This window comes from Klebsiella sp. JN_Kp122 (genome assembly GCF_040062085.1).
GTDB lineage: Bacteria > Pseudomonadota > Gammaproteobacteria > Enterobacterales > Enterobacteriaceae > Klebsiella > Klebsiella aerogenes.
The window spans coordinates 64,165-76,975 of sequence record NZ_JBEAHW010000026.1; the positions used below are offsets into that span (position 1 = coordinate 64,165).

Annotated in this window: 10 protein-coding genes; 3 read left to right on the plus strand and 7 right to left on the minus strand. The window is 56.8% G+C overall.

The window, feature by feature from the left end:
- Window positions 1-4: 4 nt before the first annotated feature.
- On the minus strand, window positions 5-739 hold the full coding sequence (gene frdB / locus ABLU78_RS12325) for a fumarate reductase iron-sulfur protein (RefSeq protein ID WP_015368648.1): 735 nt from the start codon (window positions 737-739) through the stop codon (window positions 5-7).
- Window positions 732-2,522, minus strand: a complete 1,791-nt coding sequence (frdA, locus tag ABLU78_RS12330) for a fumarate reductase (quinol) flavoprotein subunit (RefSeq protein WP_032713498.1) — start codon at window positions 2,520-2,522, stop codon at window positions 732-734. Before frdA ends, frdB begins: the two co-directional genes overlap by 8 nt.
- A gap of 277 nt (window positions 2,523-2,799) precedes the next feature.
- Between frdA and epmA the strand changes: the two genes are divergently transcribed.
- Both epmA and yjeM read left to right on the plus strand, forming a co-directional pair.
- Window positions 2,800-3,777, plus strand: coding sequence for an elongation factor P--(R)-beta-lysine ligase (gene epmA, locus ABLU78_RS12335; protein WP_015368646.1), 978 nt, complete (start codon window positions 2,800-2,802; stop codon window positions 3,775-3,777).
- Window positions 3,778-3,979: 202 nt separating this feature from the next.
- Window positions 3,980-5,482 carry a glutamate/gamma-aminobutyrate family transporter YjeM gene (gene yjeM, locus ABLU78_RS12340; RefSeq protein WP_048229741.1) on the plus strand — a complete coding sequence of 501 codons (1,503 nt, stop codon included), beginning with the start codon at window positions 3,980-3,982 and terminating at the stop codon, window positions 5,480-5,482.
- 43 nt (window positions 5,483-5,525) lie between these two features.
- Here yjeM and mscM read toward each other — a convergent pair whose 3' ends face one another.
- The 3 genes from mscM to rsgA form a co-directional block, all read right to left on the minus strand.
- On the minus strand, window positions 5,526-8,852 hold the full coding sequence (gene mscM / locus ABLU78_RS12345; protein WP_048229740.1) for a miniconductance mechanosensitive channel MscM: 3,327 nt from the start codon (window positions 8,850-8,852) through the stop codon (window positions 5,526-5,528).
- 24 nt (window positions 8,853-8,876) lie between these two features.
- Window positions 8,877-9,839 carry an archaetidylserine decarboxylase gene (asd, locus tag ABLU78_RS12350; protein ID WP_015368643.1) on the minus strand — a complete coding sequence of 321 codons (963 nt, stop codon included), beginning with the start codon at window positions 9,837-9,839 and terminating at the stop codon, window positions 8,877-8,879.
- A gap of 150 nt (window positions 9,840-9,989) precedes the next feature.
- The gene (gene rsgA / locus ABLU78_RS12355) at window positions 9,990-11,051 is read right to left on the minus strand and encodes a small ribosomal subunit biogenesis GTPase RsgA (protein ID WP_015368642.1); all 1,062 of its coding nucleotides are present in this window, start codon (window positions 11,049-11,051) and stop codon (window positions 9,990-9,992) included.
- A gap of 94 nt (window positions 11,052-11,145) precedes the next feature.
- On the opposite strand from rsgA, the gene orn reads away from it, so the two are divergent.
- Window positions 11,146-11,691, plus strand: a complete 546-nt coding sequence (gene orn / locus ABLU78_RS12360; protein WP_015704162.1) for an oligoribonuclease — start codon at window positions 11,146-11,148, stop codon at window positions 11,689-11,691.
- Between the two features lie 41 nt (window positions 11,692-11,732).
- Here the strand turns inward: orn and ABLU78_RS12365 are convergent, their stop codons facing one another.
- Together ABLU78_RS12365 and ABLU78_RS12370 are read right to left on the minus strand one after the other, a co-directional pair.
- A complete protein-coding gene (locus tag ABLU78_RS12365) occupies window positions 11,733-12,464 on the minus strand; it encodes an arginine ABC transporter substrate-binding protein (protein ID WP_047045371.1) in 732 nt (243 codons plus the stop codon).
- Between the two features lie 130 nt (window positions 12,465-12,594).
- The coding region (locus ABLU78_RS12370; protein WP_205418958.1) for a hypothetical protein at window positions 12,595-12,811 on the minus strand (217 nt) is incomplete at its 5' end.

A 12,811-nucleotide genomic window follows, 5' to 3' on the forward strand; every position in this document is an offset into this window, starting at 1 on the left:
CTCCTTAGCGTGGTTTCAGGGTGGCGATCAGGAAGTCTTTCGAACTTTCTACCTTGCCCTGCTGAATGGCGGCCGCCGGGTCGACATGCTTCGGACAAACTTCGGAGCAGAAGCCGACGAAAGTACAGCTCCACACGCCGTTCTGGGCATTGAGCTGCGCCATACGTTCCTTTTTGCCGTGGTCGCGGCTGTCTTCGTTGTAGCGATGGGCGAGGGTGATCGCCGCCGGGCCAATGAACTCCGGGTTCAGACCAAACTGCGGACAGGCGGCATAGCACAGACCGCAGTTGATGCAGCCGGAGAACTGATGGTATTTCGCCATCTGTGCCGGGGTCTGTTTATTCGGCCCCTGATCCGGCGTGCGCGCATTACCGATGATGTACGGCTTAATCGCTTCCAGACTTTCGATAAAGTGGGTCATATCGACCACCAGATCGCGCTCAATCGGGAAATTAGCCAGCGCTTCAACCTTCAGACCCTTGCTGTAATCGCGCAGGAAGGTTTTACAGGCAAGTTTTGGCACCTTATTGACCATCATGCCGCAGGAGCCGCAGATCGCCATGCGGCACGACCAGCGGTAGCTTAAGTCCGGCGCGAGGTTATCTTTGATATAGCCCAGCGCGTCGAGCAGCGAGGTTTGTTCGTCGTAAGGGACTTCATAGAAGGCGCTGTGCGGCGCGGTGTCGACTTCCGGGTTGTAGCGCACCACTTCAATTTTCAGTTTTTTCATCTCAGCCATGGGTCGTCTCCTTCTTCTCAGCGGCTTCCGCTTCGGCGCCATACACGCGTTTAGCCGGCGGCAGAGTGGTGATCTTCACATCGCCATACTCCAGGCGCGTGCTGCCGTCAGCCTCACGGAAGGCGAGCGTATGCTTGAGGAAATTGACGTCGTCGCGTTCAGTGCAGCCTTCATCGAGACGCTGATGGGCGCCGCGAGACTCTTTACGCGCGATAGCGGAGTGCGCCATGCATTCGGCGACGTTGAGACCATGGCCCAGCTCAATGGTGTAGAGCAGGTCGGTATTGAACACGCTGGAGGTGTCGGTGATACGCACGCGCTTAAAGCGCTCCTGCAGCTCGGCCAGCTTATCGATGGTTTTTTGCATCAGCTCCGGCGTGCGATAAATACCGCAGCCTTCTTCCATCGACATACCCATTTCGTCGCGGATTTTGGCCCAGTTTTCATTGCCCTGCTGGTTGACGAGGTCTTTCAGACGGTTTTCAACGTCGTTGACCTGCGCATCCAGCGCCGCGTTGTTGGCTTCGCCCGCGGCCATTGCGCGCTGCATAGCTTGCTCACCGGCAAGGCGGCCAAAGACCACCAGCTCGGCGAGCGAGTTGGATCCCAGACGGTTGGCGCCGTGCAGGCCGACGGAGGAACATTCGCCCACGGCGAACAGGCCCTTGATGCGGGTTTCGCACTGCTGGTCGGTCTCGATACCCCCCATGGTGTAGTGGGCGGTCGGGCGCACCGGAATGGGCTCCTTCACCGGATCGACGCCGACATAGGCTTTCGCCAGCTCGCAGATGAACGGTAGGCGTTCAAGCAGTTTCTTCTCGCCAAGATGGCGCAGGTCCAGATAAACCACATCGCCGCGCGGCGTCGGAATGGTGTTGCCTTTGCGCCACTCGTGCCAGAAGGCCTGAGAGACTTTATCGCGCGGGCCGAGTTCCATGTATTTGTTTTTCGGCTCGCCGAGCGGTGTTTCCGGCCCCATACCGTAATCCTGCAGGTAGCGATAGCCGTTTTTATTCACCAGAATACCGCCTTCGCCGCGGCAGCCTTCGGTCATCAGGATCCCCGATCCCGGCAGGCCGGTTGGGTGATACTGGACAAACTCCATGTCGCGCAGCGGGACACCGTGGCCCAGCGCCATGCCCATGCCATCGCCGGTGACGATGCCACCGTTGGTGTTATAGCGATAGACGCGGCCAGCGCCGCCGGTAGCCATGACGACCGCATTGGCGCGAATTTGCACCAGCGTGCCTTCCATCATATTCATTGCCACCAGGCCGCGGGCCTGGCCGTCATCGACGAGAATATCCAGCACGAAGTGCTCGTCGAAACGTTGAATTTGCGGGAACTGGAGGGAGGTCTGGAAGAGAGTATGCAGCATATGGAAGCCGGTTTTATCGGCGGCGAACCAAGTACGTTCGATTTTCATCCCGCCGAAGCGGCGAACGTTGACGCTGCCATCCGGGCGGCGGCTCCACGGGCAACCCCACAGCTCAAGCTGGGTCATTTCCGTGGGGCAGTGATGTACGAAATAGTCTACAACATCCTGTTCACAGAGCCAGTCGCCGCCGGCGACGGTGTCGTGAAAATGGTATTCAAAGCTATCGTGATCCTGCGCGACCGCAGCAGAACCGCCTTCGGCGGCGACGGTATGGCTACGCATTGGATAGACTTTTGAAATCAGTGCGATTTTGGCTTTTGGATTAGCCTGCGCAGCGGCGATGGCTGCGCGAAGACCTGCTCCGCCTGCGCCAATGACGACAAGATCGGCTTGAAAAGTTTGCACGACATTCCTCCAGTTTTTGTGTATTTCGCCGCCGGGCTGGCGAAAAAGTATCACTGCTCCTTTATAGGTAAATGAGTATAGCCATAGGGATGGTGGGGAAAATTGACGCGTTCGATTTTTTTATCAATCCGTGCGCTAATTTATCAATTTTATTTATGCAATTAAGTTAGCAATAAATTATCAGGATGTAATATCGCCGCCGGATTGCACAAAATTTGTTTCACTCGACGGTTGCGAGTAGACTTCGTGCCCTTGTATGAAATCGGAGAAAAGTACCATGAGCGAGACGGCAACCTGGCAGCCGAGCGCATCCATTCCAAATCTGTTAAAACGTGCGGCTGTAATGGCGGAAATTCGCCGTTTCTTTACCGACCGCGGCGTGCTGGAGGTGGAAACGCCTTGTATGAGTCAGGCAACGGTGACCGATATCCACATGTTCCCGTTTGAAACCCGTTTCGTCGGCCCCGGCCACTCTCAGGGTCTGAATCTGTATCTGATGACCAGCCCGGAATACCACATGAAGCGGCTGCTGGCCGCCGGGTGCGGGCCGGTATTTCAGCTGTGCCGAAGCTTCCGTAATGAAGAGATGGGCCGTCACCACAATCCAGAGTTCACCATGCTGGAGTGGTACCGTCCGTGCTACGACATGTATCGTCTGATTAACGAAGTTGACGATTTACTGCAGCAGGTGCTCGAGTGCCAACCCGCGGAAAGCCTCTCTTATCAACAGGCCTTCCAGCGCTATCTGGAGATCGATCCGCTCTCGGCAGATAAAACCCAGCTGCGCGAAGTGGCGGCAAAGCTCGATCTCAGTAATATCGCTGATACGGAAGAAGATCGCGATACGCTGCTGCAGTTGCTGTTCGCCATGGGCGTAGAGCCGCACATCGGTAAAGAACGTCCGACGTTCGTCTATCACTTCCCGGCAAGCCAGGCTTCGCTGGCGCAGATCAGCACCGAAGATCACCGCGTCGCCGAGCGCTTCGAGGTCTACTACAAGGGGATGGAACTGGCGAACGGTTTCCATGAATTGACCGACGCGCGCGAACAGCAGCAGCGTTTTGAGCAGGACAACCGCAAACGTGCGGCCCGTGGCCTGCCGGAGCAGCCCATCGACTATAATCTGCTGGCTGCGCTGGAAGCCGGCCTGCCGGATTGTTCCGGCGTCGCGCTGGGCGTCGATCGCCTGGTGATGCTGGCGTTAGGTGTAGAGACCATCGGCGAAGTGATCTCATTCACCGTCGATCGCGCCTGATGAACTGCGCTTCCCTTTCATGAGGAGAGGGAAGCGGTTTCCCGCCGTTAGCGTTTTCCCCTTCATTCAAAGATTTTTACAGTTCTCCCCGCTGCATTAGCCCTAATAACCACAATTTCAAACTGGATTATTGCTAGGATCCGCGTTCAATTTCTGCTTACCTGGCGACGCCGTTCGGCGACGCTCACGTTTGGATCGATTTATGCCTCAACAAATCAAGAAGATGAGCCTGATTGGGCTGATATTAATGATCTTTACTTCGGTGTTTGGCTTTGCCAACAGCCCTTCGGCGTTTTATCTGATGGGTTATAGCGCGATGCCGTTTTATCTTTTCTCGGCGCTGTTTTTCTTTATTCCTTTCGCCTTAATGATGGCGGAGATGGGCTCGGCCTATCGTAAGGAAGAGGGCGGGATCTATTCGTGGATGAACCGCAGCGTCGGGCCGCGCTTTGCGTTTATCGGTACCTTTATGTGGTTTTCCTCTTATGTGGTGTGGATGGTCAGCACCGCGGCGAAAATTTGGGTCCCGTTTTCGACCTTTCTCTTCGGCGCGGATAAAACCCAGAGCTGGGCTTTTGCCGGCTTAACCTCGACGCAAACCGTCGGCGTGCTGGCCGCCTGCTGGATGGTGCTGGTGACGCTGGTAGCGGCGAAAGGAATAAATAAGATTGCCAAAATTACCGCCGTTGGCGGCATCGCGGTGATGTGCCTGAACCTGGTGCTGCTGCTGGTGAGTGGGGCGATTCTGCTGCTGAACGGCGGCCATTTCGCACAATCGCTGGATTTCACCGCGTCGCCGAACCCAGGATATCAATCGGGGCTGGCGATGCTCTCTTTCGTGGTATTCGCCATTTTCGCCTATGGCGGGATTGAAGCGGTCGGCGGGCTGGTGGATAAAACCGAGAAGCCGGAAAAGAACTTTGCCAAAGGTATTATTATCGCCGCGCTGGTGATTTCGATCGGCTACTCGCTGGCCATCGTGCTGTGGGGCGTCAGCGCCAACTGGCAGCAGGTATTGAGCAACCACAGTACCAACCTCGGCAATATCACCTATGTGTTGATGACCAGCCTTGGCGCAGCGCTTGGACAGGCGCTGCATCTGTCGCCGCAGGCGGCGGCGCTGACCGGCGTATGGTTTGCGCGCATTACCGGGCTGTCGATGTTCCTGGCCTATACCGGCGCATTCTTCACCCTGAGCTATTCGCCGCTGAAGGCGATTATTCAGGGGACGCCGAAAGCGCTGTGGCCGACGATGATGACCAAAGTTAACGCCAACGGCATGCCGGCTAACGCCATGTGGCTGCAGTGTCTGCTGGTGAGTCTGTTTATTTTGCTGGTCTCTTTCGGCGGCGATACCGCCTCGGCGTTTTATAACAAGCTGACGCTGATGGCTAACGTCTCAATGACCTTGCCGTATCTGTTCCTGGCGATAGCTTTCCCGTTCTTTAAGGCCAAAGCCGATCTCGATCGTCCATTTGTGATGTTCAAAAGCCGCATAAGTACGCTGCTGGCGACGACGATAGTGGTATTGGTGGTAGCGTTCGCCAATATCTTCACCGTTATTCAGCCGGTGATGGATTCCGGCGACTGGAACAGTACGCTGTGGATGGTCGGCGGGCCGATTTTCTTCTCGCTACTGGCGCTAGGGATCTACGAGAACTATCGTCAGAGAACGGCGGTACAGGTAGCGCTGGCGGAGGGTTAAGAAAGAGAATGCCCGGTGAAGCGCTCACCGGGCTAGTTAGTGCTTACAAACTTCCTGGCGTACGGCTGCTTTTACCCGCTGAGTTCAGCGGCTGGCTGCTGCGCAGGCCATCCAGGCTTTCCAGACGCATCTGGAACGGCGGGAACGGCATGTCGATGCCATGCGCGCGGTAACCCGCCAGAATCAGCTGATGTAGCTCATGACGCAGCGGCATACGGTGTCCCATCTCGGCGGCGTAAATACGCAGCTCGAAAATCTGAATCCCCTGCTGCAGGTCAACGAGAAACGCTTCCGGCGCCGGGGTATCAATCACTAGCGAGCAGCGATGAGCGGCTGTCAACAGAATCTGCGTGACCTCTTCCGTATTGGCCTCCGCGGGCGCCGGGATAGTCAACACCACACGAGTGACCGAATCCGACAGCGACCAGTTGATGAACTGTTCGGTGATGAACGCTTTGTTCGGCACAATGATCTCTTTGCGGTCCCAGTCGCTGATGGTGGTGGCGCGGGTATTTATTTTCGTCACGCTACCGGTCAGGCTGCGGATAGTGACCGTATCGCCGATACGGATCGGTTTCTCAAACAGGATGATCAGGCCGGAGATAAAGTTGGCGAAAATTTCCTGTAGACCAAAACCAAGACCGACGCTGAGCGCCGCCACCAGCCACTGCAGTTTCGACCACTCAATACCAATCATCGAGAAGCCGACCAGCCCGCCAATTAGCATCAACAGATATTTGGTGATGGTGGTGATGGCGTAGCCGGTACCCGGCGTCAAATCCAGATGTTGCAGAATCGCCAGCTCCAGCAGCGCCGGGAGATTGCGCACCAGCTGGGTGGTGATAATCAGCACCAGAATGGCAATCAGTACGGCGCCGAGGGTAATAGGCTCAAGACTTTCGACGCCCTGTACCGTGGAGGTCACATCCCATAGCGAGATATTTTCGAGGAAGCCGAATGCCGAGTGAATTTCCGACCACAGAATAATCACCGACAGCAGGGCTATCAGCATCAGCAGCGAGCGGACCAGGCGCAGGGACTGGGTACTGATGGCGTCGAGGTCGACTTCGCTGACTTCCGCTTCGACCGAGCCTTCGGTGCTGGTGGAGTGGGCGGTATCTTCTTCGCCGCGGGCGCGCTGGGCGAGGATTTCCGCACGGCGGTGTTTGGCGCGATCGAAGGCCAGACGCCGACGCTGAATCAACATCCAACGGCGAATAATATGGTAAACCACCAACAGCAGGAACCAGATGGCGACCGAGGTTTCCAGTCGCGCCAGTAGCGCCTGTGAGGTGGCAAGATAGCCCACCGCCGCCGCCAGCATCGCGATTAGCGGCGCGCCGAGCAGCAGGTTCCACAGCAGACGGTTCACCATGTTCTCGCCGTCGCCCGCTTTATCAAGATACAGCGGGATCCCGGCGTGTTTCAGGCTCAGCGTAACCAGCGCCAGCGCGCCGCATATCAGCATGAAGCACAAGCGGCCCAGCGAGGCGGAGAATTCGCGGTCATTGAGGTTATCAAACATGATCAGCGCCATTATCAGCGGCACAATCAGGCCAATGCTCATCAGGTAGTAGCGCATGGCTTTGGCGACGCGGTTACGCGGCCAACCGAAGTGGGCGATAAACAATCCATTCGGCCGGGCGAAGGTAGCGCAAATCATCACTACCCACAGCAGCGGCACGGTGGCGGTCACGCCGTCGCCAATGGCGACCGCTAGCGGGAAGGGCCAGGCCGCCTGCAATCCGTAGCCGAGCGTCATCCACAATACCGGCAGCGGCGAAGCCACCAGAATTGACCAGAACACGGTACGCAGCGTCAGCCAGAAGTGATCCTGAGTCACCTTGCCAATCCGCGCGCTGGAGCGCTCAAGGAAGCGGGTAAAGTGGCGGCGCGAATAGATACTGAAGCCCACCAGCACCAGCGCGCCAAACAGCGGGAACAGCGTCTCTTTGCTGGTCAGCATCATGACGCTGGCCTTGCCGAGTTGGTTGATGGTATCAAGCGAGATCAGACGACGCAGATCCTGCACCACTTCCAGCGGCCAGGAGAAGCCAATTGGGCTGACGTCCGAGGTCCAGAACAGATAGCGGTGGGTTGCTTCGTTAATTTCTTTCAGCGCGTCTTCTAACTGGCCGTTGGCGACTTTCAGTTTCGTCAGTTCGAGCAGCAAGGTATCGCCGCCGCGCAGCAGCGAGTTAAGCAGCTCGCTCTGGGTGCGCAGTTGCGCCTGCAGGATGCGGTTTTGTTCCGCGGTGAGCGGTTCGCCGTCGGCCTGGCGAATCAGCCGTAGCTGCGCCTGCTTGCTGAGCAGGTCTTCGTAATGCAAGCGCTGCACGCGCAACTGGGCCGTTTCAGTATCTAACTGCTGTGGGCGCGGGCGCTCGGGCAGACGGGCGACCTGAGCGCGCAGCGCTTCGCCCAGTAGATTCGATGATCCCAGCCACTGCGACTGTTCGCGCAGGGTGTTCAGCGCCTGGCGCACCTGGAGCGTTTGATTAGTGGCTTGTCGCTGCTGCGAGGCCACCAGATCCAGGCGCTGGACCTGCTGATTGAGCGCCTGCGACAGCTCGCGGTTGATTTTGAACTGGTCGATGATCCCCGGCGGCAGGTTTTCGCTGTTTTCCGCCAGCAGCTCAGTGCTTTCAAGCGCCTTTTCCGCTTCGCGTTGGCGCTGGCTGTTCTGCTGATTACGCAGCGCCTGCAGGTAGGCATCGAGCTGTTCGCTCTGTTTCTGCGCCAGCTCAGAGCGGATGCGCGACAGCTCCTGGCGGTTGTTGGCGGAGAGTTGGGCCAGATCCAGCTCGTCGACCAGCGCTTTCAGACGCGAGGATTCCGCCTGCAGACCGAGATTTTGCGCCTGCGCCAGCGGCGTATTGCCGGGCTGCGCGCCGACGCGGCGTTCAATTTCGTTAAGCTTGCGGCGGGCGTCGGTTTGCTGTTGAGGCAATTGGTTGAGAGAGTCGGCAATTTCCCGCGCCCGATCCTGCTCCTGCTGCGCCTGGCGGCTGGCTTCCAGAAGCTGGCTGCTGACCTGCAGGATCTCCTGATTCAGCGCGTCGGCGGTGAGAGCGGTAGGCACCTGGTGCGGCGTATCGCCGACATTCGCTAACTGGGCGCGGAGCGTTTGAAACAGTTTGGGGAAATTATCGATGACGTCCTGGTACTGGCGAGCGCGCTCAACGGAGGCATTGCGCTCCTCAAGCGCATTCAGCGCGGCTTGCAGGACCTCTACGGTTTCAGGCTGGGCGGGTTTCGCCGCCTTCGCCTGTTCCAGTTCCTGGGTGATTTGTTTGACGTCCGGGGCCGTCGCTGCGTACGCCCCGAAGCTGAGGCTCAAGGCCAACAGAAAAGTGTATATCAGGCGCACGGCGTAACCCTTTGTCGTCAGGAATTAACCTTCGTCTTGTTTATCGTCAACCAGCGGGCTGGCGCGGTGTTCGGCGCGGATCTCTTCTTCCGGCAACGGCGCAGGTTCCACGGAGATATCAGTTTCTACGGCCGTTGCCAGCGGTTCGCCGATTTTGGTGACTGACAGGCTTTGCAGTTGTTCAACCAGCTTCACCTGGCCCGGCGCAAACAGGTTAATCACCGTTGAGCCCAGTTTAAAGCGACCCATCTCCTGGCCCTTCAGCAGCGCAACGGAGCCTTCGCTTTCGCCTGCAGGCCAGGTCCAGCGCTTGATAATGCCTTCTCGCGGCGGCGTTACGGTGCCGGACCAGACGGTCTCGATGCTGCCAACAATCGTTGCGCCGACCAGAATCTGCGCCATCGGGCCAAATTCAGTATCGAACAGGCAGATGACGCGCTCGTTGCGAGCAAACAGGTTCGGTACGTTTTGCGCGGTCAGGTGGTTTACCGAGAACAGATCGCCCGGGACATAGATCATCTCACGCAGGATACCGTTGCACGGCATATGCACGCGGTGATAGTCGCGCGGCGACAGGTAAGTGGTGGCGAAACTACCGTTACGGAACAGGTCAGCCATCTGGTAGTTACCCGCCAGCAGGGCTTCCAGGGTGTAATTGTGGCCTTTGGCCTGCAGAATTTTGTCATCTTCGATAGCGCCAAGCTGGCTGATAACGCCGTCAGCCGGCATCACCAGCACGTTAGGATCGGTGTTGAGCGGGCGAACATCGTCACGCAGCGGGCGAACGAAGAAGTCGTTAAAGGTGCGGTAAGCGGCGGTATCTGGCTTCTGCGCCTCTTTCATATCGACCTTGTAGTATTTGACGAACAGATCGATAACCAGTTTAGTCAGCCAGCCTGCTCGTTTACTTGCCCCCCAGCCTGCGAGGCGGGTGAGCCACAGTTTAGGCAGAATGTATTGTAGTGAGAGTTTAAACGAGTTTAACAAGGTAGCCTCCAGGCCGTTAATTGTCGTTCCTGACCCCGCTTTGGTGCGGGGTACTGAAAAGGGGGACGATTCTATACGTAAACTTCAGCGAATTGTATCCGCGCCGTTGTGCTGGCAAAGCGAGTACGTATAGCGACGACAGCTTAAATGTCAGTCGTCGGTTGATGAAAAGCTTTTACGCGTTTTTACCTGCACCTGTTCCATACTTTCCAGGATGCGGTGATAGTTGGCGAAACGGCTTTCGGCGATGGCGCCTTTTTCTACCGCTTCGCGAATGGCGCAGCCCGGATCGGTGTCGTGCTTGCAGTCGCGATACTTGCAATGGCCTAAATAATCATGGAATTCGACAAAGCCGTTGGTGATTTGTTCCGCATCAAGATGCCACAGTCCAAACTCGCGGACGCCCGGGGAGTCGATCACATCGCCGCCGTGCGGGAAGTGATAAAGACGCGCGGCGGTGGTGGTGTGCTGGCCGAGCCCTGACACATCGGAGACGTCGTTCGTCAGGATTTGCTCATCCCGCAGTCCCAGCAGCGTGTTCAGCAGGCTGGATTTACCCACCCCGGACTGGCCGGCAAAAATACTGATGCGCCCGGTCAGCGCCTCTTCAAGCGGCTTCAGGCCGTCCTGAGTATGGCTGGACACCATCAATACCGGATAACCGATCTGGCGATAGATATCCATCTGCTCGTTGACGAAGGCCATGCCGTCATCGTCCAGCAGGTCTATCTTATTCAGTACCAACAGCGGTTCGATATTCTGCGCTTCGCAGGCCACCAGATAGCGGTCGATAATATTGAGCGACAGTTCGGGTAAAATGGCCGAAACCACCACGATTTGGTCGATATTTGCCGCGATAGGCTTCACGCCGTCGTAAAAGTCCGGGCGCGTCAGCACCGAGGCGCGTTCATGTACCGCTTCGACGATACCTTTGACGTTGACCCCGTCGGCTGCGTCTTTACCTGGCCGCCAGACCACGCGGTCGCCGGTCACCAGGGAACGAATGGTCCGGCGAATGTTGCAGCGGTGGGTCGTGCCATCCGCGGATTCGACATCGGCATGCATACCAAAACGGCTGATGACGATGCCTTCTGAAGGCTCGCCAAACAGGTTGTCATCGTAGTCGGCCTTCTCCGAAGTCGTTTTCAGGCGGCGCTGGTGGTTGGCCTTGACGCGGCGCTGCTGGCCTTTGGAGAGCTTATTTTTACTCAATCGAACTGGCTCCTGGTCGCCCTGATGGGGCAAAACCTCTATGATACACGCTATTTTAGATGAATATAGTCACGCAAGAAGGGTGGAAAATAGCATGAGTGCAGATGAAAACAACCTGATTTGGATCGATCTTGAGATGACGGGGCTGGATCCCGAGCGCGATCGCATTATCGAAATCGCCACCCTGGTCACCGACGCGAATCTGAATATTCTGGCAGAAGGCCCAACCATTGCCGTGCACCAGTCTGATGCTCAGCTGGCGCTAATGGACGAATGGAACGTGCGTACTCATACCGGAAGCGGGCTGGTCGATCGCGTGAAGGCCAGTACCGTGGGCGACCGCGAAGCGGAACTGGCCACTATTGAGTTTCTCAAGCAGTGGGTGCCGGCGGGGAAATCGCCAATTTGCGGCAACAGCATCGGTCAGGACCGCCGCTTCCTGTTCAAATATATGCCGGAACTGGAAGCTTACTTCCATTATCGCTATCTCGACGTCAGCACCCTAAAAGAGCTGGCGCGCCGCTGGAAGCCGGAAATCCTCGATGGGTTTAAAAAGCAGGGCACTCACCAGGCGATGGACGATATCCGCGAATCCGTCGCCGAACTGGCTTACTATCGCGAGCATTTTATTAAGCTCTGAAACGTAAACGGGGCCGACATGGCCCCGTTCTTTTTGCTGCCTTACTTAAACCATTTCTGTTCCATCTGCTGGAACTCCGGCGACGCCTTCACGGCCTCCAGCGCGTCGTTAATCTGCTTAAGCAATTCCGGGTCGTCTTTGCGTACCGCGATGGCATATTGTTTGCCGTAGTAGGCCGGGTCGGTGGCGCGCTCTTTCATCTCGGCGTAATCAGGATTCTCCGCCAGCCACTGGTCCATCGTCGCTAAATCGCCGATCGCGCCGTCGACTTCGCCGCTTTTCAACGCCGCCAGCGCGTCGCTATCGTTGTCAAAGGCGACGGCTTGAATGCCTTTTTGTTTATCGCGTAGATAACGCTGATGAACGCTGCCTTTGACCACGGCGAGCTTTTTACCCTGCAGGTCGGCAAACCCGTGGGCGGCGTCTTTTGCCGTGACTACCACGCCGGATAGCTCCTGGCGATAAGGTTGGCTGAAGGCGACCTGCTTTTCACGCATCGGCAACACTTCAATGCCGGCGATAATGGCGTCGAACTTTTTAAAGCGCAGCGCCGGAATGAGGGTATCAAAGCGCTGCGGCGTGAATTTGCATTCCGCCTGCATCTGTTTACACAGCGCATTGGCCAAATCAATGTCGAAACCCGTTGCCTGGCCTTTGCCTTTGACGGTCTCAAACGGCGGATTGGCGGTTGTGGTGCCAAAATGGAGAGTCTCGGCAGAAGCCGTTCCGATGAAGGATGTGGTCAGCAGCAGGACGGTAAGCGCTTTTTTCATTCTGAATCCCTGATTGTCGTCATGGTGGACCTTTTCGCGGATAACCTCCGCGGTGTAATGCGGGCGATTTTGCGCCATTCGCGCGGGGGTAAAAAGATATTTTGCTAATTATGGCGGTTATTTATACAATTTAGAGGGCTGTGTGGCGAGAAAATGTCCATTCAAACAAAAAACGAAAAAAAGTGCTCGCCAGGGGGTTGCAGGTGAATCGAATTCTCGTATAATGCGCCTCCCGTAACGACGCAGAAATGCAAATTACGACGCCATCGAAATATGGCAAAATAGCAGTAACGCGGGAATAGCTCAGTTGGTAGAGCACGACCTTGCCAAGGTCGGGGTCGCGAGTT

Excerpts from the sequence above, each read along its gene's own strand:
- yjeM (WP_048229741.1), top strand. The coding sequence starts at position 3,980 with ATGCCTCAACAAATCAAGAAGATGAGCCTGATTGGGCTGATATTAATG.
- epmA (WP_015368646.1), top strand. The coding sequence starts at position 2,800 with ATGAGCGAGACGGCAACCTGGCAGCCGAGCGCATCCATTCCAAATCTG.
- frdB (WP_015368648.1), bottom strand. The coding sequence starts at position 739 with ATGGCTGAGATGAAAAAACTGAAAATTGAAGTGGTGCGCTACAACCCG.
- ABLU78_RS12365 (WP_047045371.1), bottom strand. The coding sequence starts at position 12,464 with ATGAAAAAAGCGCTTACCGTCCTGCTGCTGACCACATCCTTCATCGGA.
- orn (WP_015704162.1), top strand. The coding sequence starts at position 11,146 with ATGAGTGCAGATGAAAACAACCTGATTTGGATCGATCTTGAGATGACG.